Source organism: Ilumatobacteraceae bacterium (genome assembly GCA_033344875.1).
Classification (GTDB): Bacteria; Actinomycetota; Acidimicrobiia; order Acidimicrobiales; family Ilumatobacteraceae; genus Ilumatobacter.
This window is the reverse complement of sequence record JAWPMO010000001.1, coordinates 4,246,473-4,270,968: the sequence shown is the minus strand read 5'-3', so window position 1 is coordinate 4,270,968 and position 24,496 is coordinate 4,246,473. Positions and strand designations below refer to the sequence as shown.

At 69.2% G+C, this 24,496-nt stretch carries 29 protein-coding genes; 16 read left to right on the top strand and 13 right to left on the bottom strand.

What is annotated here, in order from left to right; genetic code table 11:
• Nucleotides 1-63: 63 nt before the first annotated feature.
• The gene (gene galK, locus R8G01_20350; protein MDW3216353.1) at nucleotides 64-1,206 is read left to right on the top strand and encodes a galactokinase; all 1,143 of its coding nucleotides are present in this window, start codon (nucleotides 64-66) and stop codon (nucleotides 1,204-1,206) included.
• Between the two features lie 57 nt (nucleotides 1,207-1,263).
• On the opposite strand, the gene R8G01_20345 is transcribed toward galK, so the two are convergent.
• The gene (locus R8G01_20345) at nucleotides 1,264-1,818 is read right to left on the bottom strand and encodes a hypothetical protein (protein MDW3216352.1); all 555 of its coding nucleotides are present in this window, start codon (nucleotides 1,816-1,818) and stop codon (nucleotides 1,264-1,266) included.
• A 196-nt stretch (nucleotides 1,819-2,014) separates the two neighbouring features.
• On the opposite strand from R8G01_20345, the gene ugpC reads away from it, so the two are divergent.
• The 8 genes from ugpC to R8G01_20305 all read left to right on the top strand — a co-directional run bounded on the left by ugpC (nucleotide 2,015) and on the right by R8G01_20305 (nucleotide 9,629).
• Nucleotides 2,015-3,187 carry a sn-glycerol-3-phosphate ABC transporter ATP-binding protein UgpC gene (gene ugpC, locus R8G01_20340; GenBank protein ID MDW3216351.1) on the top strand — a complete coding sequence of 391 codons (1,173 nt, stop codon included), beginning with the start codon at nucleotides 2,015-2,017 and terminating at the stop codon, nucleotides 3,185-3,187.
• Nucleotides 3,188-3,354: 167 nt separating this feature from the next.
• Nucleotides 3,355-4,359, top strand: coding sequence for a GlxA family transcriptional regulator (locus R8G01_20335; protein ID MDW3216350.1), 1,005 nt, complete (start codon nucleotides 3,355-3,357; stop codon nucleotides 4,357-4,359).
• On the top strand, nucleotides 4,356-5,000 hold the full coding sequence (locus R8G01_20330; GenBank protein ID MDW3216349.1) for a DJ-1/PfpI family protein: 645 nt from the start codon (nucleotides 4,356-4,358) through the stop codon (nucleotides 4,998-5,000). The genes R8G01_20335 and R8G01_20330 overlap by 4 nt, the downstream gene beginning before the upstream one ends.
• A 108-nt stretch (nucleotides 5,001-5,108) precedes the next feature.
• Nucleotides 5,109-6,401, top strand: a complete 1,293-nt coding sequence (locus R8G01_20325) for a hypothetical protein (GenBank protein ID MDW3216348.1) — start codon at nucleotides 5,109-5,111, stop codon at nucleotides 6,399-6,401.
• Entirely contained in the window at nucleotides 6,398-6,673 is a 276-nt protein-coding gene (locus tag R8G01_20320; protein ID MDW3216347.1) for a hypothetical protein, read from the top strand. Before R8G01_20325 ends, R8G01_20320 begins: the two co-directional genes overlap by 4 nt.
• A 101-nt stretch (nucleotides 6,674-6,774) precedes the next feature.
• Nucleotides 6,775-7,203 (top strand): universal stress protein, encoded by a 429-nt coding sequence (locus tag R8G01_20315; GenBank protein MDW3216346.1) that lies wholly within the window; start codon nucleotides 6,775-6,777, stop codon nucleotides 7,201-7,203.
• 459 nt (nucleotides 7,204-7,662) lie between these two features.
• Entirely contained in the window at nucleotides 7,663-8,928 is a 1,266-nt protein-coding gene (locus R8G01_20310) for an MFS transporter (protein MDW3216345.1), read from the top strand.
• Entirely contained in the window at nucleotides 8,925-9,629 is a 705-nt protein-coding gene (locus R8G01_20305; protein ID MDW3216344.1) for an alpha/beta hydrolase, read from the top strand. The genes R8G01_20310 and R8G01_20305 overlap by 4 nt, the downstream gene beginning before the upstream one ends.
• 13 nt (nucleotides 9,630-9,642) lie before the next feature.
• Here R8G01_20305 and R8G01_20300 read toward each other — a convergent pair whose 3' ends face one another.
• Nucleotides 9,643-10,359, bottom strand: coding sequence for a helix-turn-helix domain-containing protein (locus tag R8G01_20300; protein ID MDW3216343.1), 717 nt, complete (start codon nucleotides 10,357-10,359; stop codon nucleotides 9,643-9,645).
• Between the two features lie 144 nt (nucleotides 10,360-10,503).
• On the opposite strand from R8G01_20300, the gene R8G01_20295 reads away from it, so the two are divergent.
• The 6 genes from R8G01_20295 to R8G01_20270 all read left to right on the top strand — a co-directional run bounded on the left by R8G01_20295 (nucleotide 10,504) and on the right by R8G01_20270 (nucleotide 15,212).
• A complete protein-coding gene (locus R8G01_20295; protein MDW3216342.1) occupies nucleotides 10,504-11,640 on the top strand; it encodes a P-loop NTPase in 1,137 nt (378 codons plus the stop codon).
• Nucleotides 11,641-11,872: 232 nt separating this feature from the next.
• Entirely contained in the window at nucleotides 11,873-12,211 is a 339-nt protein-coding gene (locus R8G01_20290) for a metallopeptidase family protein (protein MDW3216341.1), read from the top strand.
• A gap of 53 nt (nucleotides 12,212-12,264) precedes the next feature.
• Complete coding sequence (locus tag R8G01_20285) at nucleotides 12,265-13,086, top strand: DUF4328 domain-containing protein (GenBank protein ID MDW3216340.1); 822 nt, start codon at nucleotides 12,265-12,267, stop codon at nucleotides 13,084-13,086.
• Nucleotides 13,087-13,554: a phosphoglycerate mutase family protein gene (locus tag R8G01_20280; GenBank protein ID MDW3216339.1), complete on the top strand. Its 468-nt coding sequence runs from the start codon at nucleotides 13,087-13,089 to the stop codon at nucleotides 13,552-13,554.
• A 123-nt stretch (nucleotides 13,555-13,677) separates the two neighbouring features.
• On the top strand, nucleotides 13,678-14,904 hold the full coding sequence (locus tag R8G01_20275; protein ID MDW3216338.1) for a hypothetical protein: 1,227 nt from the start codon (nucleotides 13,678-13,680) through the stop codon (nucleotides 14,902-14,904).
• A gap of 38 nt (nucleotides 14,905-14,942) precedes the next feature.
• Entirely contained in the window at nucleotides 14,943-15,212 is a 270-nt protein-coding gene (locus R8G01_20270) for a hypothetical protein (protein MDW3216337.1), read from the top strand.
• A gap of 22 nt (nucleotides 15,213-15,234) precedes the next feature.
• Here R8G01_20270 and R8G01_20265 read toward each other — a convergent pair whose 3' ends face one another.
• From R8G01_20265 to ccmA, 10 genes are read right to left on the bottom strand one after another with little or no spacing between them, the layout of a single operon-like run.
• A complete protein-coding gene (locus tag R8G01_20265; GenBank protein ID MDW3216336.1) occupies nucleotides 15,235-15,615 on the bottom strand; it encodes a DUF4190 domain-containing protein in 381 nt (126 codons plus the stop codon).
• Between the two features lie 9 nt (nucleotides 15,616-15,624).
• Entirely contained in the window at nucleotides 15,625-16,362 is a 738-nt protein-coding gene (locus R8G01_20260) for a hypothetical protein (protein ID MDW3216335.1), read from the bottom strand.
• Nucleotides 16,352-16,852: a cytochrome c-type biogenesis protein CcmH gene (locus tag R8G01_20255; GenBank protein MDW3216334.1), complete on the bottom strand. Its 501-nt coding sequence runs from the start codon at nucleotides 16,850-16,852 to the stop codon at nucleotides 16,352-16,354. Before R8G01_20255 ends, R8G01_20260 begins: the two co-directional genes overlap by 11 nt.
• Nucleotides 16,849-17,457, bottom strand: coding sequence for a TlpA disulfide reductase family protein (locus R8G01_20250; protein ID MDW3216333.1), 609 nt, complete (start codon nucleotides 17,455-17,457; stop codon nucleotides 16,849-16,851). The genes R8G01_20255 and R8G01_20250 overlap by 4 nt, the downstream gene beginning before the upstream one ends.
• Nucleotides 17,450-19,528 (bottom strand): heme lyase CcmF/NrfE family subunit, encoded by a 2,079-nt coding sequence (locus R8G01_20245; protein MDW3216332.1) that lies wholly within the window; start codon nucleotides 19,526-19,528, stop codon nucleotides 17,450-17,452. Before R8G01_20245 ends, R8G01_20250 begins: the two co-directional genes overlap by 8 nt.
• 4 nt (nucleotides 19,529-19,532) lie before the next feature.
• The gene (locus R8G01_20240) at nucleotides 19,533-20,027 is read right to left on the bottom strand and encodes a cytochrome c maturation protein CcmE (protein MDW3216331.1); all 495 of its coding nucleotides are present in this window, start codon (nucleotides 20,025-20,027) and stop codon (nucleotides 19,533-19,535) included.
• Between the two features lies 1 nt (nucleotide 20,028).
• Nucleotides 20,029-20,175 carry a heme exporter protein CcmD gene (gene ccmD / locus R8G01_20235; GenBank protein MDW3216330.1) on the bottom strand — a complete coding sequence of 49 codons (147 nt, stop codon included), beginning with the start codon at nucleotides 20,173-20,175 and terminating at the stop codon, nucleotides 20,029-20,031.
• The gene (gene ccsA / locus R8G01_20230; GenBank protein ID MDW3216329.1) at nucleotides 20,172-20,948 is read right to left on the bottom strand and encodes a cytochrome c biogenesis protein CcsA; all 777 of its coding nucleotides are present in this window, start codon (nucleotides 20,946-20,948) and stop codon (nucleotides 20,172-20,174) included. The genes ccmD and ccsA overlap by 4 nt, the downstream gene beginning before the upstream one ends.
• A 28-nt stretch (nucleotides 20,949-20,976) precedes the next feature.
• On the bottom strand, nucleotides 20,977-21,675 hold the full coding sequence (locus R8G01_20225; protein MDW3216328.1) for a heme exporter protein CcmB: 699 nt from the start codon (nucleotides 21,673-21,675) through the stop codon (nucleotides 20,977-20,979).
• Nucleotides 21,672-22,349, bottom strand: a complete 678-nt coding sequence (gene ccmA, locus R8G01_20220) for a heme ABC exporter ATP-binding protein CcmA (GenBank protein ID MDW3216327.1) — start codon at nucleotides 22,347-22,349, stop codon at nucleotides 21,672-21,674. The genes R8G01_20225 and ccmA overlap by 4 nt, the downstream gene beginning before the upstream one ends.
• Nucleotides 22,350-22,458: 109 nt before the next feature.
• Between ccmA and R8G01_20215 the strand changes: the two genes are divergently transcribed.
• A complete protein-coding gene (locus tag R8G01_20215) occupies nucleotides 22,459-23,895 on the top strand; it encodes a sortase (protein ID MDW3216326.1) in 1,437 nt (478 codons plus the stop codon).
• A gap of 15 nt (nucleotides 23,896-23,910) precedes the next feature.
• Here R8G01_20215 and R8G01_20210 read toward each other — a convergent pair whose 3' ends face one another.
• Nucleotides 23,911-24,477 (bottom strand): hypothetical protein, encoded by a 567-nt coding sequence (locus R8G01_20210; protein MDW3216325.1) that lies wholly within the window; start codon nucleotides 24,475-24,477, stop codon nucleotides 23,911-23,913.
• Nucleotides 24,478-24,496 lie beyond the last annotated feature (19 nt).

Genomic DNA, 24,496 nt, shown 5'->3' with positions numbered 1-24,496 from the left:
GGGCACGCGGCGTGGTGCGACCCGAGGCTTCCAAGAGCCGACCGGGACCGTAGCCTGATGCCCGTGCAGGTCGAATCGGCAGTCGAACGAGCCCAGGCGGCTCACCGTGACCGTTGGGGCCGACCCGACCTGGTCGTGCGGGCACCCGGGCGGGTCAACCTGATCGGCGAACACACCGACTACAACGACGGGTTCACGCTCCCGATGGCGCTGCCCTTCGACACGGTGCTCGCCATCTCCAACGACGGCGATCCGACCACCGGCCCGGTCACGATCGTGTCCGCCGGTTTCGGCGAGATCGAGATCGATCCCTCCGCCGACCCGCGCGAGACCGAGGCATGGGCGCAGTACGTCGCCGGCGCGGTCCACGTGCTGGCCGGCCACGATGTCCCCACCGGCGGCTGGCGGGCGACGGTCGAAACCGACATCCCGACCGGTGCGAGTCTGTCGTCGTCTGCCGCGATCGAGGTCGCCACCATCACCGCGATGCTGGCGCGCACCGGCACGACCTGGTCTCCGATCGACGTGGCACGTCTCGGTCAGCGGGTGGAGAACGAGGTCGTCGGCATCCCCAGCGGCATCATGGACCAGTTCATCTCGGCCGGTGCGGTCGATGGCCACGCGAGCCTGATGGACTGCCGGGCACTGACGCTCACCCCGACGCTGCTGCCCGACGACGTGGTCGTCGCCATCATCGATTCGGGCACCCGCCGCAAACTCGCCGAGGCCGCGTACGGCGACCGACGTGCCTCGTGCCGGCGAGCGACCGAGGCGCTGGGCGTCGTCGCGCTGCGCGACGCCACGGTCGAACAGGTCGTGACGATCGCCGATCCTGTCGACCGCCGACGAGCGCACCACATCGTGACCGAGAACCAGCGCACGCTCGATGCCGTCGACGCGCTCGACCGTCATGACACCGCCCGATTCGGCGAGTTGATGCGAGCGAGCCACATCAGCCTGCGCGACGACTTCGAGGTGTCGGGTCCGGGCCTCGACGCGATCGTCGCCGTCGCCGACGACGCCCCCGGCTGCATCGGCGCCCGGATGACGGGCGGCGGCTTCGCCGGGTGCGCGGTGGCGCTCGTCGAGGCAGACCGAGCCGACGACTTCCGACGTGACGTCGTCGACCGCTACGCGTTCGACGGCCACACCGCCCGGGTGTGGATCTGTGCGCCCTCCGCCGGCGCGAGCGTGATCGACGGCTGACACCCGCCGACGCGAGCCGGCCCCTCGCACACGGTGTCGGCGCTCACGCCCCGGCGGTCAGGGTTGGGTGATCAGATGGATGCCGAGCAGGCCGGCCGCCTTGAGCATCCGCGCGGTGCCGCGATCGACCAGGAGATCGGGCCGCAGCCGGATCGGCTGGGACGGACCGAAGTCGGCCGTGTCGCCGAACTCGACGTCGGTGCGGCTGAAACCCGGCTCGAGCGGGTCACCGATCTCGAGCCGCAGCGGCCCCGACCGGGTCACGTAGCGTGGCCGCCCGCACGTCTCGCAGGTCGGTCCCGACCGGATGTGGCTCGCGAACGGGTCGACCTGCACTTCGCGATCGACCTCGATCGCCCAGCGGTCGTCGGCGCCGATGACCGGTTCGAACCGGATGCCGTCGATCCGGTCGCACGCCTCGCGAAATCGGGCACTGGCCACGACCGCACCGTCGAGCGTGCGCGACACATCGAACGTGAGCGGTGGGTCGTCGGGGGACGAACCGGCCGGACTGGGCAGTTCGAGGCGGGAACAGTCGGGGCAATGACGCGCACCCGCGTAGGCGAAGCTCGACAGTTCTTGGAATACCAGTTCCGATGGCGGCCCGGTCACCCCGGTGACTGTACCGATCCGGCGACCGCCGGGTCCGGAGATTCGTCGGTTCGACCGCTCGGCCGCCTGCGTACGTTGACGTGGCAGGCGTCACAACACATAGAATGACCCCGAATTCGCAGACGAGCATCGACGTGGTCGATGTCTCCGAAGTTTTCCGTCGGCGCACCGTCGGCTCACACGCAAGGGGATCATCATGGCAACCGTCCAGCTCGAGAACGTGAACAAGGTGTACGACAACGGGTATCACGCGATTCACGACTTGAACCTCGACGTCCGGGATTCCGAGTTCCTCGTCCTGGTCGGGCCGTCGGGTTGCGGCAAGTCGACGGCGTTGCGGATGGTGGCCGGGTTGGAGTCGATCACGGGCGGCGACCTGAAGATCGGTGAGCGCATCGTCAACGACGTGGAGCCGAAGGATCGCGACATCGCGATGGTGTTCCAGAACTATGCGCTGTATCCGCACATGTCGGTGTACGACAACATCGGCTTCGCGTTGAAGTTGGCGAAGGTCCCGAAAGAAGAGATCGATCAGCGGGTCCGTAAAGCCGCTGAGATCCTCGAGTTGACGGCGAATCTCGACCGCAAGCCGGGGCAGCTCTCCGGTGGTCAGCGTCAGCGCGTCGCGATGGGCCGGGCGATCGTGCGGCAGCCGGCGGCGTTCCTGATGGACGAGCCACTGTCGAACCTCGACGCCAAGTTGCGTGTGCAGATGCGCGCGGAGATCGCTGCACTCCAGCGCGAGCTCGGCGTCACCACGGTCTACGTGACCCACGACCAGGTCGAGGCCATGACCATGGGCGACCGGGTCGCGGTGCTCAAAGACGGGTACCTCCAGCAGGTCGACACACCGCAGAACCTGTACGACCGCCCCGAGAACGTGTTCGTGGCGGCGTTCATCGGGTCACCGTCGATGAACCTGTACGAGTCGACCGTCACGCTCAACGGCGATGCCGGCACGGTCACGATTGGCTCGCAGACCCTGTCGCTCGACGCATCCGTGCTCGCGGCCCGTCCGGCCCTGCGGAACTACGACGGCAAGAAGGTCGTGCTCGGCATCCGTCCCGAAGACTTCGAAGACGCCGCGCTCGCCAGCGGAGGCGGTGAGGGTCGGGTGCTCACCGCTCCCGTGACCCTGCTCGAAGCGCTCGGCTCGGAGATCATGGTCCACTTCCGGCTCGATGCCACCACGGTCGATTCCGGCGACCCCGATGCCGTCGAAGAAGCAGGCGGCGAGACCGCTGCCAACGCCGTCGGTCGCTTCAACCCCCGGTCGACGGTCCGCATGGGCGAAACCGCCCAGATCGCCGTCGCGACCGAGAACGCCCACTTCTTCGATTACGACACGCGCCTGGCCATCTGGGACTGACCCGACCGCTGCCAGCGAATTCCGCCGCCGGCGTCGATCCGGCCGGCCGCCATCGGACGGCAGGTCTCGTCATCGTCTGACCGCACTCCGGGCACATCGTCCGGAGTGGCCGAAATCGTGGGGACGGTGTCGTTGACGCCATCTCGTGATCGGACGACGATGGCCACATGACCGAACCGAGGCCCCACCACGTCGCTTTCGTGGTCTTCGACGGGATCCAGACGCTCGACCTCACCGGGCCACACGACGTCTTCGCCGGAGCGAACGCCGTGCTCGCCGACGTCCGCCCCGACGCCGCCCGATACCACTCGACGGTGGTCTCGCTCACCGGCGGTCCGGTGACGAGCGAGAGTGGTCTGCAGGTCGTGACCCAACCGGTCGCCGGACTCCCGGATCGGATCGGCACCCTCGCCATCCCCGGCGGCTCCGGCACCCGTGCCGCGTCGAACGATCCGGCGATGGTCGACGCCGTGGCCGATCTCGCCCGGCGCGCCGACCGCACGATCGCGATCTGCACTGGCGCGTTCGTGGTCGCGGCGACGGGTCTGCTCGACCGGCGGCGGGCGACAACCCACTGGGCGCGCTCCGAGGCGCTCGCACGCCGCTTCCCCCTCGTCGACGTCGACGACGACCCGATCTACCTCCGCGACGGCGACGTGTGGACCTCTGCCGGGGTGACCGCCGGGATCGACCTCGCGCTCGCCGTCGTGGAGCACGATCACGGCACCGAGGTCGCGCAGACGGTGGCACGGTGGCTCGTCATGTTCCTCCGCCGTCCCGGTGGCCAGAGCCAGTTCGCCGCGCCGGTCTGGACCGAGCGGGCCGAACTCGAGCCGGTTCGTCACGCCCAGGACCTCATCGACGCCACGCCCGGTGACGATCATCGGATCCCCGTCCTCGCCGAGCGCGTCGGGATGAGCGAACGGCACTTCACCCGTCGATTCACGGAACAGATCGGGGTCACCCCCGCCCAGTACATCGCATCGGTGCGACTCGAAGCCGCACGTCGAGCACTCGAGACGACGACCGAGACGACCGACGTGATCGCCGCGCGTTGCGGATTCGGCACCGCCGAGACGATGCGTCGGACCTTCGCCCGCCGCCTGTCCACCTCACCCGACCAGTACCGGCGGCGATTCCGCCGAACCTCACCCGAACGGAGCCCCGCATGAGCATCCAGACCGTCATCCCCCTCTTCGACCGCCTCACCGTGCTCGACGCGATCGGACCGTACGACGTCCTCCAGCGCATCCCCGAGATCGACATCACGTTCATCGGCCACGAACGGGGCGAGGTGCGTTCGGAGAACGGGCTCCTCGGCCTGATCCGCGATGCGACCTTCGAAGACGTGCCACGGCCGGACGTGATCGTGTTCCCCGGTGGGGTCGGCACGCGTGCGCTCGTGGACGACGAGCGCGTGCTCGAGTGGATTCGCACCGCACACGAGACGACCATGTTCACGACGTCGGTGTGCACGGGTTCGCTGGTACTCGGCGCGGCCGGACTCCTCGACGGGCTCACGGCCACGACGCACTGGGGCGCCTACCGCGCGCTCGAGGCACAGGGTGCGACCCCGACCGCCGAGCGGGTGGTCGAACATCTCGACCGGCGGATCATCACCGCGGCCGGCGTGTCGAGCGGCATCGACATGGCGCTCCGGCTGGTCGAGGTGCTGTTCGATCGCATCGCAGCCGAAGCCGCCCAGCTGATGATCGAGTACGACCCACAGCCACCGTTCGACACCGGCAGCGTCGCCAAGGCCGGCCCTGACGTCATGGAGCGCGCGCTCGAGTACGCCAGGCAACGCGAGTGAATCGGGCATTCGCGAAGCGTTGACACTCTTGAGGTATCTCGTGCGTGAGGCATCGCTCTGTGCAGTGCGGGTCGATTCCCGGCTCGTTGCGACAGAAGGAAGTGTGACATGCCGAAGCGACCCAAGAACCAGGAGGTCGACGACGCCATCGAGGCGCTCGACTCCGTCCGACGCGATTGGCTCCGACGACCGGGGGTCACCGCGGTCGACGTCGGATTCAAGATCAAGAACGAAGAACTCACCGACACGGTCGCGTTGCGCGTGCACGTTGGCCGCAAGGTCCCGGCAGCCGAGTTGGCCAGGAGCGAGGTGTTCAACGAGACCGGGAAGACACCCAAGCGGTTCGGCGGCTTCCCGGTCGACGTGATCGAAGCGACCTACGGACCGTCGAACGCACCGACCGTGCTCGACTACGACGATGCCGCTGCGCTCGAGGAGGTCAGCCGCACCACCGCGCTCGACCCGCTCATCGGGGGCATCAGTTGTGGCAACCCGCGCATCACGGCAGGGACGCTCGGCGCCATCGTCTTCGACCGGACGACGTGCAAGCCGATGATCCTGTCGAACTGGCACGTGCTCGCGGGCGCATCGTCCGCCGCGATCGGCGAGGACATCCTCCAACCCGGTCAATACGACGGCGGCACCCAGGCCGTGGCCCAGCTCTCGTCGATGGTGCTGGACTCGAGGATGGACGCCGCGGTGGCGACGCTCAACGGAGCGCGTGGCCACTCGCGAGAGATCCTCGGGCTCGGCACCATCGGCGGCATCGACACCCCGACCCTCGGCATGAACGTAGTGAAGTCGGGGCGGACCACGGCGATCACGGAAGGCGTCGTCGACGGGGTCAGCATGAGCGTGTCGATCAACTATGGCGACCCCGGCGTCGTGGCCTTCAGCGACCAGATCCACATCGTGCCACGCCCGCCCTGGCCGTCGGTCGACTACGAGGTCAGCAAGGGTGGCGACTCGGGCAGCGTGTGGATGAACCAGTCGAACAACCGTGCGATCGGCCTGCACTTCGCGGGCGAGACCAACCCCTCGCCGATGGCCGAGAACGCCATCTGCAGCCCGATGGGACCGATCGCCACCGAGTTGAACTTCTCGTTCCTCCCGGTGCTGTGTCGACCACCGCTGTTCGACCTCTGTGACCGCTACCCGTGGATCTGCGAGGGCGTGTTCCGCTGGCCGCGGCTCCCGATCCCCGACCCGGGCCCGTTCCGTCCGCGAGGCCCGTTCGGCGACATCGGTGGTCTGCTCGGCGGACTCGGCGGCCTGCTCGGCGGGCAGACGACCGGCGGGGGCTGCAGCTGCGACCACCGAACCCACGCGACGGACGGGGTGGACCCGCACCAGCTGGCTCAGCTCATCGCGGCATACTTGGGGTCACGAGCTGAGTCATGACGCACCCGGCACCCGATCCGACCCTCGCCGCCCAGGCGGCACTCGCTCCGGTCCTGACCGAGTGGCTCGATCGACACGGCGTGGTGTCGGTCGCGGTCGCTCGCCGATGGAGCGAGGGTGCGCCGACCGACGAGGTCGGGATCCGGGTGACGGTCGAGCGCCTGCTCCCGCCCGAACAGGTGCCGGACGGCGAACTGTTCCCCAGCGAGGTCGACGGCGTGCCCGTCGACCTCGTCGAGGGTTCACCACCGCACCCCGAAGCGCTCGGCTGACGCGAGCCGGCAGGGTCGTCCGTCCACGTTTCGGCAGCGGGCAGGGCGGGTACGCGCGCAGCGCACGACGCGCCGGCCGGCGCGTCGGGAGGAGGAGAACGATGAACGTCCTGATCGCCGTCGACGACACCGCCGAATCGCGCCACGCCGTCGACACCGCATACGGATTCTTCGGGCCCGACGCCACCTACAGCGTGCTCAGTGTCGGCGACCGTGCACCGATCTTCGTCGGTGGGTACGGCGCCGTCGCGATGCCCACCGCCGCCGACATGAACATGCAACTCGAAGCCGCCCAGGCCGCGGCGGAACACGCGGCGACCGAGGCTGCCGAACGACTCCCCGAAGTGGTCGACACCGACGTCGAGACCGGAGCGCCGGGTGCCACGATCTGTGAACACGCAGCCGAACACGACGCCGACGTGATCGTGATCGGCACCCACGACCGCAGCTTCTGGGACCGCCTGTTCGACCCGTCGGTCGGTCGCTACGTGATCGACCATGCCCCGTGCCCCGTGTTGGTCGTCCGATGAGTTCGACATCGCCCCTTCCAGGTCTGCCCGACGAGCCGCCGACCGAGATCTTCCCCCCTGATCAGCCTGCTCCGCCGGTCCCGGACCCGACCGAGCCGTCGCCCGCCGAGCCGACGCGACCGGCACCGCAGCCGACGCCCGCGCCCCCGACGCCGACTCCGGCCCGACCGGCACCCACGGTGCCCGATCCGGCACCCCCGGTCTGACGGAGCCGAGACAGTGCTGCGGCCCAGCCCGACACCGCACGCCATCGGGGGAGGCGCCGACCCGGACGGCATCACCGCCCACGCGATCAGGTAGTCGAACACCCGGGGCAACACGACGCTGAGGGCGGCGGCCGGTGTCGGCCGCGCCATCGCTCACCCATCGAACCGGGTCGACACGGGGCACGCCCAACGGCGACACTGACGACCGTGGGGTGCAACAACGACCTCGGGCGCGTCGACGCCCCTCGCTGAGATGGGCCCGTCGAAGCTGCGAGGGCGGCTGTACGCGCTCTCGTTCATCGACGAGTTCGGACCGCTCTACGCGGTCTACACACTCTGGTTCAACGACAACGGCATCACGACCGCACAGATCTCGACGGCGTTCGTCCTGTGGGCGGTTTTCGCGCTCGTGCTCGAGATCCCGAGCGGCGCGCTCGCCGATCGGGTCGATCGGCGACACCTGCTCGCCGCCGCGTTCGGCACCCGGGCCGTCGGCATCGGCGTCTGGCTCGTGTGGCCGACGTTCACCGGCGTGCTCATCGGTGCCGCCCTGTGGGCGGCGCACGACGCTGCCGCCAGCGGATCGTGGGAAGCACTGATCCACGACGAGCTGACCGCGGTCGGGCACGCCGCCGACTACCAACGCACGATGGCGCGGATCGGCCAGTTCAGTCACCTCGGCATCGCCGGCGGCACGCTGCTGGGTGCCGCACTGCTCCAGGTCGACGCCTCGCTCGTGGCACTCGGCTGGATCACCGTCGCCGCCCACGCCGGCTCGGTGACCGGCGTGATGACCCTCCCCGACGTCCGATGGGTCGTCGACACGGACCCCCCACCTCGGCCCGTCGAGGCGTCGGTCGGTGCGGGACCCGTGGCCGGACCGATCCTGTCCGACCTCGACTCGACCGCCGGTCGGTTCGGTGCCTGGTGGCGCACGCTACGAGACGGGATGGGTGCGGCCCGCCACACCCCGATCATCGCCCGGCTGGTGGTCGTCGGCGCGATGTTGGAAGGACTGTTCATCCTCGACGAGTACGTGCCGCTGCTCGCCCGCGCCCGGGGTGCGGACGATTCCGCCGCGCCCGTCATCGTGTTCGTGGTGTGGCTCGGGCTGCTCGCCGGCGGCGAACTCGCCGCCCGCCGGACCGACCTCAGCGGTCACGTCCTGGGATGGCTGCTCGTCGGCGGTGTCGGCGTGACCACGATCGCCTTCCTGACCGATTCGGTCTGGACCCTGATGCTGATCGCCGTCGGGTACGGGGCACTCGAGGCGACCTGGATCGCCATCGACGCCCGTCTGCAGGAGCGCGCACCGGCGTCGACCCGCGCCACCGTGACGAGCGTCCGCGGGTTCGGCGGCGCCACGGTGAGCATGCTCGCCTTCGTGGTCATCGGCATGATGTCGGACGGCGACGACCCGACCCGCGGACACTTCGTCGTGTTGGGCGCACTCGCCATGAGCGGGTTCCTGGTGATTCGCTGGCTGCCCGGGCGCGAACGTGCTCAGATGAACACATGACGACGTACGTGTTGGTCCACGGCGCCTGGGGTGGCGCTCACACGTGGCGCTCCGTGCGGCCGCTGCTGCACGCGGCCGGACACGCCGTGTTCACGCCGGCGCTCACCGGCATCGGCGAACGGGTTCACCTCATCAGCCCCCAGATCGGACTCACGACTCACGTCGACGACGTCGTCAACCAGGTCGTCTACGAAGATCTCGACGATCTGGTGCTGCTCGGGTTCTCGTACGGCGGGATGGTCGTCACCGGAGCGCTCACCCACATCGCCGACCGTGTTCGCGAACTCGTCTACCTCGACGCGTTCGTCCCGACCGACGGACAGTCGGTGGCCGACATCGGCGGGCTCCCCCACGACGGACCTCCGGGTGTCGACCCCTCCTGGTCGATCCCACCGAGCCCGCGGTCGTTCGACGACCCGGCCGAGGCGACGTTCGGGGAACCTCGCCGCACCGCCCAGCCGGTGCGCACTTTCACCGAACCGGTCCGTCTCGCCGGACCGCTCGAGGAAATCGGGGTCGGGTTGACCTACGTCAAGGCCACCCGGGACGAGCGGACGAGCGATCGGCCCGATCCGTTCTGGGAGGCCGCCGATCGGGCACGCGATCACCCTGCGTGGCGGTACCACGAGATCGACAGCAACCACATGGTGCCGCAGAATCGACCGGCCGAACTGGCCGAGGTCTTGTTCTCGCTCAGCTGACGCGCCGGCCGGTTCAGACGGCGGTGCTGCAGAACGTGTCGCCGGCCGGGAGGCTCGACTCGGTGGTGACGTCGCCGAAGGCCGCGTCGGTCAGCTCGCTCAGCATCCCGCGCACCATGCCGCGATCGACGGCACAGATCACGGGGTGGTCGATCGCGACGTCACCGAACGGGCAGTGGTCGCTGATGATGCGGAGTTGGTCGTTGCGGCTCTCGGCATGAGCGGCGAACCCATGCGCGGTGAGCGCATCGGCGACCGCTTGGATCGCCGACCGCATCGAGCGGCTGCCGTGTTCGAGGGCGTCGCCGTTGAGCCCGGCAGCCATCGCGCGGCCGTACTCGGCGCCGATCTCCTCGGCCATCTCCTCGGCGACGCCCGGAGACAGCTTCGTGAGCGCGCGACCGAGCAGCGACAACACGAGATCGTCGCTGCGCACCGGGAACTCGGTGATCGCCCCGGCCACGGCGGAGTAGCGCTTGGAGGGGCGTCCGGCACCGCCGCCGGCGACCTTGCCGGTGTGGACCTCGAGGTAGCCGCCGGCTGCGAGTTTGTCGAGGTGGTGGCGTGCCACGTTGGGATGGACCCCGACCTCGTCGGCGACCGCGGCCGTGGTGGAACCGTCGGCACCGCCGTGGTCGCGCACGAACAGGTAGATGCTGCGACGCGTCGGGTCGCCGAAGGCGTCGGTGATGGCCGACACGGTGGCGGTGAACCCGGCGTTCGTGCCCATGCGGAGATTCTACTACCGCCGTAGTGTAAATGCCGGGCGTGGTCGCCAGACTGGATGGATGACGGCGTTCCTCGGCCACCCGGGCCGAAGCCGGCCGGTCGCTCGCCGGCGCTCCCTCCCTCGCATCGAACAGGATGGTCCCGTATGAACCCACAGCTCGTCGAAGCACTTCGCCCGGTGCAGGATCCCGAACTGCACCGTTCGATCGTCGACCTCGGGATGCTCCGGCAGGCCGAGCTCGATGAACACGGCACCGCTCACATCCTCGTCGCACTCACGATCGCCGGCTGCCCGCTCCGCGCCGAGATCACCGATCGGGTGACCGGCGCCGCGCAGACGCTCGACGGGGTCAGCTCCGTCGACCTCGAGTTCACGGTCATGACCGACGACGAGCGCGAGGCGCTCCGCAAGACACTCCACGGCGACGCGGGCGGCACGGCCGGCGCCCACCAGGCCCACGGCCACGCCGAAGGTCGCGAGATCCCGTTCGCCCAGCCGGGCTCACGCACCCGTCCGTTGCTGATCTCCTCGGGCAAGGGAGGCGTCGGCAAGTCGAGCGTCACCACCAACCTCGCCGTCGCCCTGGCACAGATGGGCCACACCGTCGGCGTCGTCGACGCCGACATCTACGGCTACTCGATCCCCCGCATGCTCGGCACCGACCGGCCGCCGACCGTGATCGACCAGATGCTCGTGCCACCCGAGATGTGGGGTGTGCGGTGTATCTCCATGGGCTACTTCGCCCCCGAGAACGAGGCCGTCATCTGGCGAGGCCCGATGCTGCACAAGGCGCTCGAGCAGTTCCTCACCGACGTCTACTGGGACGAGCCCGACTTCCTGCTGATCGACATGCCGCCGGGCACCGGCGACATCGCGATCAGCCTGGCGCAGTACCTGCCCCGTGGCGAGGTCTACGTCGTCACCACGCCGCAGCCGGCGGCCCAGAAGGTCGCCCGCCTCTCGGCGGCGATGGCCGAGAAGGTCAACCTCCCGGTCAAGGGCATCATCGAGAACATGTCGTGGTTCACCGGCGACGACGGCAAGCAGTACGAGATCTTCGGGTCGGGCGGCGGCCAAGAGCTCGCCGACGAACTCGGGATCCCGTTGCTCGGCCAGCTGCCGCTGGTGCCGGCCTTGCGCGAGGGTGGCGACGAGGGGCGTCCGATCGCCGCGGTCGACCCCGACAGCGAGTCGGCGCAGGCATTCCGCGCCATCGCCGAACGGATCGCCGTCGAACTCAAGCCGAAGAAGATCTTCTCCCCCCAACTCAAAGTCATCTGACCCTGAGCGGCGCCGGTTCGCCCGATCGCGGCGTTGCGTCTCGCCGCTCGTTGTCCCAAGACAACTCGGGCTCACCGCGCCTTGCGCTCGAACGAACCGATCACCGCTCAGCCCTCCTGGTTCGCGACGTGTCTAGGAACGGGCCAACCGGGCGGTTGTGTTTCTCTTGACCACGGGTTCCGCGGCGGTCACATCGGGGGTGGCCGGCATCCGACAGGGCAGACTGTGGCGCATGGAGTTGCTGCCCCGGTACAAGTTCGAGCGATTGGTCGCCGAGTCGATCGACGACCTGCCCGACGAACTGCACCCCGTGCTCGACAACGTCGTCATCCAGGTGCACGACCGCAACCCGGACGAGCCGGATCTGCTCGGGTTGTACGAGGGCACACCGCACACCGAGCGGATCGGTGACGAGGCACCCGACGTGATCTCGATCTACCGGGCGGCGCTCTGCGATGTGTGCGACGACATCGACGACCTGACCGAAGAGATCTACGTCACCGTGATCCACGAGATCGCCCACGCGGCCGGTATCGACGACGACGAACTGCACGCCATGGGTTGGGGCTGACGAATCGTTCAGGAAGTTTCGCCAGGTCCCGTCCGGCAGCTACCGTCGCGGCCGTGACGCACGCGCCGCCGCCCGACCCGGGCGGCACCGTTCCGAACCCACCGCCGCCGCCACCCACTTCACCACCCCCTCCGCCGCCACCTCCTCCTCCGAGCCTGATGGCCCCTCCGGGCGGACGGGCGACACCGAACGTCCCCGTCGGGTCGGGTGCACTTCGACACGTCGGCAAGCTCGCGAACGCGACCATCATCCTCACGATCGCGACGGCCGCGCTCTCGATCGTGTCGGTCTGGGCGTCGCGGGCAGCTCGCGACGACGCGCGCGACCTCCTCGACGACACCATCACCGCCGAGGAGTTCGTCGAACGGGCGGCGCCGTACCTGTTGATGAGCGTCCTCCAGGGTGTCGCGACCGTTGCGACCGCCGTCCTGACGATGGTCTGGATGTTCCGGATGGCGCGCAACCATCGCACACTCCACCGAGGCGGCACGTGGGCGCCCGGCTGGGCGATCGGCGGCTGGTTCCTCCCGCCGCTGCTGTTCGTGATCCCGGCACTCATGTTCCGCGAACTGTGGAGATCGGCCGACCCCACCGTCCCCGTCGGTGGAGATTGGCGGGCCTCCCGCACCAGTCCGTTGATCCCGCTGTGGTTCGTGCTCTACAGCCTCGTGCCGCTGGGCCTGCTCGTCGGGCAGAGCGCGGGCGGACTCTCCCTCGGTGCATCCGAGCGCGACATGGCACAGCAGGTGCTCGACGGTCAGGGCGCAGCGATCGTCAGTGCAGCCGTCTCCGTCGCCGGAGCGATCGTCTACGTCCTGCTCGTGCGCGGCCTGACCCGCCGCCACTGTCGACTCACCGGAGAATCGAGGGCCTGAATGGCACACCTGTACGTCGTTCGCCACGCCAAGGCCGGTGAGCGCCGGCTGTGGACCGACGACGACCTGCAACGGCCACTCAGCAAGAAGGGCTGGAAGCAGTCGGAGCTGGTGGGGAAACGAATCGCCAAGCTCGGTCCGACCAAGTTGGTCAGCAGCCCGTACGTGCGCTGCATCCAGACGCTCGAGCCGCTCGGCGCGATGACCGACACCAAGGTGAAGGTCGACCAGCGCCTGTGTGAGGACGAGCCGTTCGAACCGGTGCTCGAACTCCTCCGAGAGCTGCCCGGCGGCTCGGTGCTGTCGACGCACGGCGACATGATCCCGGCCACGATGCAGGCGCTCGGCCGACGGGGCATGAAGATGAACACGCCTCCCGACTGGCGCAAGGCAGCGGTCTGGGTGCTCAAGCGCAACAAGAAGGGCGACATCGTGCACGCCACCGTGTGGCCGCCACCGGTCGTCTGAGCCCGCCGACAAATTCCCGGACCACCGGGCACGGTGTCACGAGGTTGGGTGACGTACACGTTTGATGCGGCGGAACTCATGTGAGACTCAAGTGAGCCGCGGCGCGCACCGAAGAGGACCTTCATGACACGAATTCCGACCCGAATCGCCCTGCTCACGGCCGCCGGCCTGCTGGTCGCCGCGTGCGGAGGCGGCGACGACGACACCTCGGTCGAACCGGCCGAACCGGCCGAGGCGACGGCGGACGAGACCGCCGCCGATTCGTCCGCCGACGCTCCGAACACGTCCGATGAGGGCTCGGGCGCCGACACCGCGACCGACGAACCGGCGGCCGACACGACCGACGCACCTTCTGGCACCTACGACGCGGGCGACATCGAGTTCCGCGCCGTGAACCTGCTCGACGAACCGGTCGACGTCTACGTCCGCACCACCGGCCTGCTCGAGGGATTCGAGATCCAGACCGGCCTCGCTCCCGGCGCGACCAGCGACTTCGCGGCGCCCCCGGAAGGAGGCTCGTACGTGATCACGACCGCGGGTGCCGGCGACCCGACCTGCGTCGTCGACTGTGATCACCTGATCGCGGTCCTCACGGGCTATCCCGAGGACGGGCCCGTCCACACCGTGGTGCTGTACGACGACGAGTTCTCGGGGCCCTCGGCGATGGACCTGTGGGAACAGCCGGTCGACCGGCGCGGCAACGGCAACGAGATGCCGTTGCCCGAGCCCGGGCTGGAGACCGCCGTCGTGACCGCGATCGCCGTCGGCGACACCGACTTCGGACTCCGCCTGTCGATCGACGGCACGCCCGGATGTGTCGATCCGATCGGTGGCGGCAGCATCCTGATCGGTGGCAACCAGACCCTGCCGTTCGATCTGACCGGCGTCTCGTCGTTCTCGATCCACAGCAACGACGACCAGGAGTGCGCCGAGCCGACCGACGGCCCGTTCGCGTTCGACGCGGCGGCGGGCGAGCGAGTGCACATCCTGCTCCACGGCTCGGCCGCCGGCGATCTCGCCGCCGTGATCCTGCCGATGTCCGGCGACGCCGTCTCGGGCGGCACCGACGCCGGGAGCACCGACTCCGGCGAGGATGCCGGCGTCGGTGACCGCGATCTCGCGGTCGACCTGATGTCGACCGAAGTCGCCACGACGTTCGGACTCGACGCCGCCAGCGCCACGTGCGTCGCCGAACTCATCGTCGATGCGCTCGGTGCCGACGTCCTCGTCGACGACGGTGGACTCGTCGAACTCGACTCGCTCGACGATGCGGCAGCCGACGCCACCGGCGCGGCCCTCGTCGCCTCGACCGAGACGTGCGGCGTCGACCCGGCCGCCTTCGGCGGCTGACGCCGCCCCGATCCCCCACCACAGCAACAGGAGACAACATGAAGAAGCACACACGCTCGATCGCGCTCGTCACCGGGTTGACCCTCGCCGCGTGCGGCGGTGGCGGCAGTGACCAGGATCAGGTCGCCGACATGCTGATCGAGGCCGCCGACGACGCCGGGGCATCACCCGACTCCGACTGCATCCGCGACCTCGCCCAGGACATCAGCGACGACGACGCCGAGGCGATGGCCGACGCCGGCCTCCAGGGCGATCCGGAGATCAGCGACGCCGCCGGCGAGATCCTCGCCGAAATGCTGCTCTGCTGAGCGGACGGTCGCCGGCTCGGCGTCAGCGAGACGCGAGCATCGTCGTCTCGAACTCGAACGTCGCCGAGCCGACGGCCGCGATCGCCAGCAGCACGATCGCGAGCGAGATCGCACCGAGCACCAACCCGGCGATCGCCTGACCGCGACCCGCCTGGCCGGGGTTCGACTTGATCTGCCCGAGTGCGATGCCACCGAACACCACGGCGAGTACGGCCGGCAGGAACACGAAGCACAGCGGGATCGACAGGATGCCGAGCACCAGCGAGGCGACGGCCAGACCGTTGCGACCGGCCGGCGCACCGCCGTGGTTCGGCATCGGCGGCGGTGCCCCGCCGGGCGGCGGTGGCGGCATCGGCGGACGCGTCCCACCCGGCGGCGGTGGCGGTGGCGGTGCCCCGGTCATGCGAGCACCCTATTCGTCGGCCGTCGCGGCATCGCTCATCGACTCCCGGAACGCTTCGACCAGGCCGCGGATGTCGGCGGGAGGGTCGAGCTCGAGGCAGGTGTCGATGAACGGCAGCGCGGCTTCGGCCTGTCCGAGGAAGCGCCCCTGCACGATGCCCAGGAAGCAGTGCGGGTCGGGATACGTCGGGTCGATCTCGATCGCGTCGGCCATGAGGTCGACCGCCTCGCGCAACGTTTCGTCGATCACGGCGGAGTCGGTCTCGCCGAACACCGACAGGGTCAGTGTCCAGCCACGGTAGGTCAGCGCCTCGACGTTGTCGGGCTCGTCGTCCAGGACCTGCTCGTACAGTGCGGCGGCGGCCGCCGGCTGCTGTGACTGCACCGCACGGGCCTGCGCCAGCACGAGCTGGCGCTCGTTGACCGGATCGCCCGTGATCTCCTGGCCAGGCAATCGCTGCGCCGACGATGCGCTCAACGCCCACCAGACGACGCCGATCAGCAGCAGCACGAACGCTCCCGAGCCGATGCGCCGTGGCCAGTTCACCGGAGGGCGGGGCGGGAGCGCGGAGCGTCCTTCGTCGATCGCTCGGAGCGTCGAAGCGGCCCGCACCGTGTACCCGTCCTTCAACGCCCGGTAGTCGACGTCGTCGACGTCACCGGCCTCGAACTCGCGCTCGAGGTCGTTGAGCGAACGCAGGAGGAAGCGGCGTTCCTCTTCGAGCGCCGCCAACCGGTCAGGATTCATCGGCATGCTCGTCGAGCGCGGCAGCGACGAGTTCGTAGTCGTCATCGGTAGCTGCGCCGAGACGGCGAGCGGCGAGCTGCCAGCGACGGAACGCCACGGTCAACCCGGCCACACCGACCACGAAGGCGGTCGCCGGCAGGGCCCAGGCCAGCGCCTCGATCCCGTCGGCCGTCGGCACGAGCAGCTCCTCCCCCTCGTAGTTGACCGTGATGTCCTGGATGATCTGCTCGTCGCTCCGGATGCCCTCGTTCACCGCTTGGCGGACGGCGACACGAATCTGGTTCGACGCGGTGTTGCGCGATTCGTACACGCTCTCGCCCTGACAGACCGGACACGCGAGCCGCTTGGAGATCGACTCGATCCGCTCGTCGGGCGTGCGCGGCCCGGTGTCACGGGTCGCGCCGAACGCGACGAGACCGACGACGACGAACACCAGCACGATCCAGCCCGGCCATCCTTTCGCCCGCCGGTTGAGCTCGGAGCGATTCATGCTGCGCCCTCACGCAACGCCTGCAACACCTGGCTGAGCGGCTCGGCTTCGACCTCGGAGATGAAGCGTCGCCGAACGAACCCGTTGGGGTCGATGATCCAGGTCTCGGGCACGAGCGCGACGCCGAACCGGTTCACGAACTCGAAGTCGGTGTCGTACACGATCGGCCAGTCGCCACCGCGCTGCTCGAAGAACTCGTCGACCTCGTCCTGCGTGCTGTCGCGCACGATCGAGTAGAACTCGGCGCCGTCGACGCCGAGCGACCGCTGCTGCTCGACGAACTCGATCAGCTCGGAGTGTTCGCGGATGCACGGCACGCAGTTGTGGGTGAAGAAGTTGAGCACGACCCAGCTGCCCTTGCGTCGAGAGAGTTCGAACGTGGTGCCGTCGGCGTACTCACCCGACACGGCCGGCGCCGGATTGCCCAGCAGCGGCGACCGCGCCGACTGGCCCGACGACGAATCGGCCCCGACGAGGATGACGAAGAGCCCGACGACGACGATCGCCACGGCGCCGACGACGAGCGGCGCGACACGACCGCGGCGCGTCGGCGGATCGCCGGCACCGACATCGGCGGCGAGATCGGAGGTCTCGGAGTCAGTCATGGGTCACCACCTCGGGCGTCGTGTCGACCGATCCTGGCGCAGCGGCGGGCACTGCGTCGGTCGCCCGCTCGTCGGCCGACGGCGTCCCGGTCGTACCGGAGCGATCGAGCGGGACCCGGGCCGACACCGGGTCGAGCGGGTTCCGGCGGCGGTTGCCGGGGAACGCCGACAGCACGGTCCCGACCGCCATCAACAGACCGCCGACCCACATCCACAGGATCAGCGGCTTCTTGAACACCTCGATGTCGACCTGCTGCGCACCGACCGCCGGCACGTTGGTGCCGGCGATCGTGAGGTAAACGTCGTGCGTCAGACCGGTGCGCACGCTGGGCGTCGGCAGCGTCTCGCCCATCTGGAGATACGTCGTGAACGCCGGGGCGTACGCCTGGCCGCCGTCGAGCCGGACGTCGGCGCGGACGGCCTCGCTCCGAGCGTCGCTCTCGGCGAAGACCTCCAACAGCTCGAACGTGTGACCGCTCCACTCGACCTCGTCGCCGACCTCGAGCGCAAGCACCGTCGACTCGGTGTACGCGCTCGACGTCACGAGCGCGAGCGCGACGAGGATCACGCCGAGGTGCACGATCATGCCGCCGTTGGCGCGGCCGATGAGCCCCCGCCAACCCTGACGCCGGGTGGCGAGCACGATCTGTCGGAGTGCGGCCCCGGCCGCGAATCCCGACAGGGCGATCGCGATCAGCGGCGACAGCCCGTCGGCACCGAGCGACACCGCGAGCGCGAGCGCCCCGACGCCACACCAGGCGGGCCAGAACAGCCGGGTGCGCAGCAACTCCTCGGATGCCTTGCGCCACGGCAGCACCGGGGCGACCGCCATCAGGAACAACAGCGCGATGCCGATCGGCATCGACAGGCTGTTGAAGTACGGCGCACCGACGACGGTGCGCCGATCTTGCACCGCCTCGACGATCAGCGGGAAGACGGTGCCGAGCAGCACGACGAACGCGAACACGGTGAAGACCACGTTGTTCGCCAGGAACGCCCCCTCGCGCGAGACCGGCGAGTCCATCACGCCGGGCGAGCGGAGACGATCGCCGCGCCATGCGATCAAGCCGAGCGAGACGACGGTGACGGCCGCGAAGAAGCCGAGGAGATACCCGTCGACCTGGCCGGCCGCAAAGGCATGGACGCTGTTGATGATCCCGGAGCGGGTCAGGAACGTGCCGAGGATCGTGAGCGCGAACGTGGCCACCAGCAGGCTCAGGTTCCAGACCCGGAGCATGCCCCGCCGCTGCTGGACCAGCACCGAATGGATGTACGCGGTGCCGGTCAGCCAGGGCAGCAGCGAGGCGTTCTCGACCGGGTCCCAGGCCCAGACGCCCGACCAGCCGAGCACCTCGTAGCTCCACCAGCCCCCGAGCAGGATGCCGATCGTCAGGAAACCCCACGAGAACAGCGCCCATCGACGGGTCTCGAGCAGCCACCCTTCGCCGACCCGGCCGGTGATCAGCGCCGCGATCGCGAACGCGAACGGGACCGTGAACCCGACGTAGCCGAGGTAGAGGATCGGCGGGTGGAACAGCACCAGGATGTGGTTCTGGAGCAGCGGGTTCGGGCCTCGGCCGTCGAAACCTCGTGCGACGTCGGGCCCGGCCGCGAAGGGGTTGGCGGGCCCGAAGCTCATCAAGGCGAAGAACGCGCACACGACGAACATGACGACCAGCGCCCACGCGACCAGCTCGTCGTCGGCCCTCGATCGGAATCGCCACGCCACGGCGGCGGTGAACGCGGCCAACACCACCACCCACATCAGGATCGAACCCTCGAGTGCGCTCCACATCGCTGCGACGTTGTAGACGCCGGGCGTCGTGTCCGACCCGACGCGCTGCACGTAGTCGATGGAGTAGTCGCGCATCTCCAACGCCCGCTGCATCGCGAACACCGACACCAACGCTCCGGCGAAGATCAACCAGGCGTAGTTGCTGGCCTGGCGCACCCCACGCCGATTGCCGGTGACGATCGCCAGCCCGGTCGACAGCGCACCGACGCACGACGCGGCCAGCATCAGGAGCAGGCCGGCGTGGCCGAGCGCGCCGTTCACGCTTACCGCGAGCATGTGATCAGACCGACCCGGTGTCGCACTCGTCGGCGAGATCGTCGGCTTCGGTGAGCCGCTCGTCGTTGACGGCCACGTACTCGTCGGAGTGCTTCACCTCGACGCGGTCGCCGAGGAACGTGTCGGTCGCGGAGTCGAAGTTGCCGTGCACGACCACCGGGATGCACTCCTTGAAGATGCCGCCGGGTTCGCCGTTGTAGAACACCGAGACGGTGGCGTCGTTGAACGTGATGTCGAAGGCGGTGTCGCCGGCCTCGGAGACCACCGTGCCCCGCTCGACCACACCCTGGAGCCGGAGCCGGCGGTCGGCGTCGCACCCGGACCGCTCGCCGATCTCGTCGACGTTGCAGTAGTAGTCGACCGCCGAACGCAGGAACTGCGTGACGATCACGCCACCGGCGACGAGCACGAGGCCGAGCACGATGATCGGGAGGAGCTTGCGGCGACGAGGGGCGGGTACGCCCGGGTCACCGGCGGTGCGGGGGGTGAGGTCGCTCATGTCACATCCAGTACTTCTCGTCGTCGTCGATCCGTCGGCCGAGCTGACGGCCGTGCCGCACCGCTCGCCAGGCGAAGGCACCGACGACCGCGAACGTGATGGCGTAGCTGCCGTAGATGTAGCCGGCGTTGTCGATCAGGGCGGTCATGCCGTCACCCCCTCGGAGCGACGTGCGTCGAGCGCGTGGTCGAGCCCACGATCGTCGATGAGATCCTGCATCGCCATGCCGCGGCTGCGATGCAGCAACAGCCACACGTACAGGAGCGTGAACGCGATGACGCCGACGAACAGGCTGAACAGCATCAGGCCATCCATCTTCACGTCGCCGGTCGGGTCGGCGACCGATGCGTCCTGATGGAGGCTGCGCCACATCTCGACGCTGAAGTGCACCAGTGGGATCTCCATCACGGCGAGCAGTCCGATGATCGCGCTGCGCTTGGCCCGCTGCTGATGGCCGCCCTCGAGGTTCCTGACAGCGAGGTAACCGATGTAGGTGACGAACAGCAGTGCCGTGGTGGTGAGGCGTGCGTCCCACTGCCAGAACACCCCCCACGTGATGCGACCCCACAGCATGCCGGTGACGAGCGTGAGCGCCATGAAGACGACGCCGATCTCGGCGCTCGCTCCGGCGACCCGGTCGAACCCGAGCGAGTGCTTCTTGGTGAACAGGTAGAGCCCGGAACACACGGCCGTGACGATGAACGCGAGATAGGCGAGCCACACGGTCGGCACGTGCACGTAGAGGATCCGGACCGCTTCTTCCTGGTCGCGGTCGGCCGGTGAGAAGCCGAGCCCGAACGCGATGAGCCATCCCATCGCGACGACGGCGGCGATGCCGATCACACGGGTTGCCGGCGTCCCGGTACCGCTCCGATGGGAGGCGGCGGTGTCGGCGAGCGGTTCGGTGGGGGTCGTCGTCATTCCATTTCGATTCGATCGGGCTGCTCGGTCAACTGGACTCCTCGATCAGCGGGCCGAACGCCAGAGCACCACCGACGCCGAACGCGACGGCGAACACGGCGAGCAGGCCGATCCACGGCCAGCCCTCCGAGAGCGCCACCCCGCCGGTGCCGAGCGCTGCTTCCACCGCTCGTGTCGCCCCGATCAGGACGGGCGCCACCACCGGGAGGATGAGCAGCGGGAGCAATGTCTCGCGGCCCGAGAGACCGGCGGTGAGGCCTCCGTACAGCGTACCGACGCAAGCGAGCCCACAGGTGGCGGCCAGCAGTGTTGTGACCAACAAGACGACGCCGCCCAACGGGACGACCGCGCCGTACAGCACCACCGCGGTCACGATCAGGACGGCTTCGAGCACGGCGAGCTGGGCGGCCAGCGCGAGCGACTTGCCCCAGAAGATCGCGAGGGGGTCGACGCCCGCGACCCGGAGCGCGTCGAGTGCACCGTCGTCGTTCTCGACCGCGAACGCCCGCTGCACCAGGAGCAGCAGGCTGAACAGGGTGGCGAGCCACACGAGGCCCGGGGCGACCCGTTCGAGCACGTTGGTGGCGTCGAGGGCGAAGGCGAACATCACCATCGTGACGCCGGCGAACGGCAGCACCTGGTTGATCAGGACTCGACTGCGCCACTCGATCCGGAGATCCTTCGCCGCGATCAGTCGGGCGATCCGCCATCGACCCGCGAACGTCATGCGCCCGCCTCCACGACCCGACCTCCGACGACGTCGACGACCCGATCGGCCAACGACCCCGCCCGTTCGAGCTCGTGGCTCGCGACGAGCACCGTGGCACCCGACCCGACCGCTTGGCGGAGGATCGCGTCGAGTTCGTCACGACCGGCGGCGTCGAGTCCGGCGTGCGGCTCGTCGAGCAGCCACAGTTCGGCACGCCGGGCGACCAGGCAGGCGAGCGCGGTGCGGCGCTTCTGCCCTGCCGAGAGCTTGCGAACCGCCACATCGGCGAGACGGCCCGATACCCCCATCCGGTCCATTGCCGAACCGATCTCCTGAGCGGTCGCGCCGACGGTCGCACCCCAGAACGCAACGTTCTCGGCGACGGTCAGGTCGGCGTAGAGGCCGTTGCGGTGCCCGAGCAACCCGACGCGTGGACGGATCGCCTCGCGCTGCGTCGCGAGGTCGAGATCGAAGATCGTCCCGGAGCCACGGGTGATCGGGAGGAGCCCGGCGCAGGCTCGCAGCAGGCTGGTCTTGCCGGCCCCGTTGGGCCCACGCAGCAGCACGATCTCGCCGACCGCCACGTCGAGCGACGCCTCGGCGAGGACCGGGAAGCCGCCCAGCACCGCCACCACCCGATCGAGCGCGACGGCGTTCGAACCGGGGCGGCGAGCGTCGTCGGAGTCCGTCATAGGCCTTCCGCCACGCTACTGGCGACAGATCGGTGTACACCCGCCCGTCGACCGCCCACTCTCGGCGGCTGCCCGGTCACCCCGGCGCGCCGCCAGTAGCGTGTCCTGCATGACGGAACAGTTCTCGGCGGACGGATCGAAGAACGGCGACGCGCCCGCCGACGCCGCTTCCGTTCCGGAGCCCGGCGGCCGCTTCCGACGTGGGCCGCGCGAACGGGTCAGCCGGTGGGACCGTCCACCCGAACCGCACGACTGGCGGTTCTACGTCGGCACGGCCGGCAAGGTGCTGATCGTGACCGGGCTGCTGATGTTCGGCTTCGTCGCCTACCAGCTGTGGGGCACCGGCATCGAGACGGCGCGGGCGCAACAGCGTCTCGAAGACCGGTTCAGTTCGATCCTGGCCGAACGCACCGACGACTCGGCACCGACGTCGACCGCTGTACCGGTGACGACGCCACCGACGACCGGCGCTGCCGCCGTGACCGTCACGACCGATGCCCCCGACATCGTCGCCGGGGCGACCACCACCACGGTCCCGGTCGATCTGTCCGACGACGTCGTCGACCAGGAACCCATCCCCCAGCCGATCCGGGGCGAACCCCTGCTCCGCCTGGAGATCCCCGCTATCGGTCGCGACGACATCGTCGTGCCCGGTGTCGCAGTCGACGACCTCAAGGACGGCCCCGGCCACTATCCGGACACGCCGCTGCCCGGCCAGCTCGGCAACGCCGCGATCGCCGGGCACCGCACGACGTACGGTGCCCCGTTCTTCGACGTCGACCAGCTCGAAGCCGGCGACGAGATCATCACGACCCTCCTCAACGGCGATCGTTTCGTCTACGAGGTCACCTCGACCGAGGTCGTGTCGGCATCCGATTACTGGGTCGTCACCACCCGCGACCCCGACATCGCCGAGCTCACGCTCACCTCGTGCCACCCGAAGTACACCGCCCGCCAACGGATCGTGGTGCACAGCGTGTTGAACCCGGAGAAGTCGTCCAACGTCGGCCTTCCGACGTTCTACACCCTCGACGACGAAGACGATGCCGAACAGCTCCCCGGCGACGACCCGGTGATCAGCGCCGACATCGAGATCACCGAGCCCGACTCGGCGCTCGGCACACTGGACGACACCACCGACTCGACCGACACGACCGACACGACCGACGGGCCGGCCGATCAGACCGGGGACCAGACCCCGGACCAGAGCGACGAGCAGACGCGCGACGCGAGCGACGAGGATGCCGTTGTCGACACGGATGACGACGACCCACGAGCGGTCACCGACGACGAACTCGCCGACGCCACGGCAGCCACCGCCGATCCGGTCGATGCCTTCAGCAGGGGCTGGTTCGACGACCGGGGCGCGTTCCTGCAGATCGCACTGTGGGGAGCGGCGCTCACGATCATCTCGCTCCTCGCCCACCAACTCGCCAAGCGATACCGCCGCTCCTCGATCGGGTTCGTGGCCGGCGTCGTGCCGTTCGTGGTCGCGCTGTACTTCTTCTACCAGAACGTCAACCGGCTGCTGCCGCCCGGCATCTGACGGGGCCCGAACGGGTCAGCGGCGGGCGTCGCGGATGCGCACGAAGCTGAACGGCAGTCCCGAGGCCAGCATGCGGTCCATGAGCGTGCCGAGCTTGGGCGTGAACCGGAGTTCGACTTCGGCCGCCGCATGCAGCCCCATCAGGTCGTCGAGCACGTCGACCGACCGGGGTGTCACGACATCGCCCGAGATGTACTGACCGTCGGCCCCGGTCCAGGGCGCGAACTGACCGCCGTCGAACGTGTAGCGGTACAGGCGGGCCGAGCGCATGCCGTCGACCCACTGCGACTCACAGGCACAGATGCGGGTGGCGTCGGTCTCGAACGTGTTGCGCAAGATCTCTCGCTGTGCGGCGTCGTCGGCCCAGACGCTGATGCGAGGGCAGTCGCGAGGGAACCAGTACAGCGGCGAGTGGTCCGCATCCATCGCCCACACCGCCGGCGGGTGGCTCGGATTCGTCTGCGGGACGTGGGGTACGAACCGGGAGATCGTGCCGTCCTCGCTGTAGTGGAACACGACGTCGGGCACGTTGCCCGACGTGCGCGCGGCGGCCAGAGCATCGTGGTCGTGGGTGGTCGACACCCTCAGAGTCTCGCGCACA

Coding starts and splice junctions, on each gene's coding strand:
- ugpC (MDW3216351.1), top strand. CDS start 2,015: ATGGCAACCGTCCAGCTCGAGAACGTGAACAAGGTGTACGACAACGGG.
- R8G01_20335 (MDW3216350.1), top strand. CDS start 3,355: ATGACCGAACCGAGGCCCCACCACGTCGCTTTCGTGGTCTTCGACGGG.
- R8G01_20330 (MDW3216349.1), top strand. CDS start 4,356: ATGAGCATCCAGACCGTCATCCCCCTCTTCGACCGCCTCACCGTGCTC.
- R8G01_20325 (MDW3216348.1), top strand. CDS start 5,109: ATGCCGAAGCGACCCAAGAACCAGGAGGTCGACGACGCCATCGAGGCG.
- R8G01_20320 (MDW3216347.1), top strand. CDS start 6,398: ATGACGCACCCGGCACCCGATCCGACCCTCGCCGCCCAGGCGGCACTC.
- R8G01_20315 (MDW3216346.1), top strand. CDS start 6,775: ATGAACGTCCTGATCGCCGTCGACGACACCGCCGAATCGCGCCACGCC.
- R8G01_20310 (MDW3216345.1), top strand. CDS start 7,663: ATGGGCCCGTCGAAGCTGCGAGGGCGGCTGTACGCGCTCTCGTTCATC.
- R8G01_20305 (MDW3216344.1), top strand. CDS start 8,925: ATGACGACGTACGTGTTGGTCCACGGCGCCTGGGGTGGCGCTCACACG.
- R8G01_20300 (MDW3216343.1), bottom strand. CDS start 10,359: ATGGGCACGAACGCCGGGTTCACCGCCACCGTGTCGGCCATCACCGAC.
- R8G01_20295 (MDW3216342.1), top strand. CDS start 10,504: ATGAACCCACAGCTCGTCGAAGCACTTCGCCCGGTGCAGGATCCCGAA.
- R8G01_20290 (MDW3216341.1), top strand. CDS start 11,873: ATGGAGTTGCTGCCCCGGTACAAGTTCGAGCGATTGGTCGCCGAGTCG.
- R8G01_20280 (MDW3216339.1), top strand. CDS start 13,087: ATGGCACACCTGTACGTCGTTCGCCACGCCAAGGCCGGTGAGCGCCGG.
- R8G01_20275 (MDW3216338.1), top strand. CDS start 13,678: ATGACACGAATTCCGACCCGAATCGCCCTGCTCACGGCCGCCGGCCTG.
- R8G01_20270 (MDW3216337.1), top strand. CDS start 14,943: ATGAAGAAGCACACACGCTCGATCGCGCTCGTCACCGGGTTGACCCTC.
- R8G01_20265 (MDW3216336.1), bottom strand. CDS start 15,615: ATGACCGGGGCACCGCCACCGCCACCGCCGCCGGGTGGGACGCGTCCG.
- R8G01_20260 (MDW3216335.1), bottom strand. CDS start 16,362: ATGAATCCTGACCGGTTGGCGGCGCTCGAAGAGGAACGCCGCTTCCTC.
- R8G01_20255 (MDW3216334.1), bottom strand. CDS start 16,852: ATGAATCGCTCCGAGCTCAACCGGCGGGCGAAAGGATGGCCGGGCTGG.
- R8G01_20250 (MDW3216333.1), bottom strand. CDS start 17,457: ATGACTGACTCCGAGACCTCCGATCTCGCCGCCGATGTCGGTGCCGGC.
- R8G01_20245 (MDW3216332.1), bottom strand. CDS start 19,528: ATGCTCGCGGTAAGCGTGAACGGCGCGCTCGGCCACGCCGGCCTGCTC.
- R8G01_20240 (MDW3216331.1), bottom strand. CDS start 20,027: ATGAGCGACCTCACCCCCCGCACCGCCGGTGACCCGGGCGTACCCGCC.
- ccmD (MDW3216330.1), bottom strand. CDS start 20,175: ATGACCGCCCTGATCGACAACGCCGGCTACATCTACGGCAGCTACGCC.
- ccsA (MDW3216329.1), bottom strand. CDS start 20,948: ATGACGACGACCCCCACCGAACCGCTCGCCGACACCGCCGCCTCCCAT.
- R8G01_20225 (MDW3216328.1), bottom strand. CDS start 21,675: ATGACGTTCGCGGGTCGATGGCGGATCGCCCGACTGATCGCGGCGAAG.
- ccmA (MDW3216327.1), bottom strand. CDS start 22,349: ATGACGGACTCCGACGACGCTCGCCGCCCCGGTTCGAACGCCGTCGCG.
- R8G01_20215 (MDW3216326.1), top strand. CDS start 22,459: ATGACGGAACAGTTCTCGGCGGACGGATCGAAGAACGGCGACGCGCCC.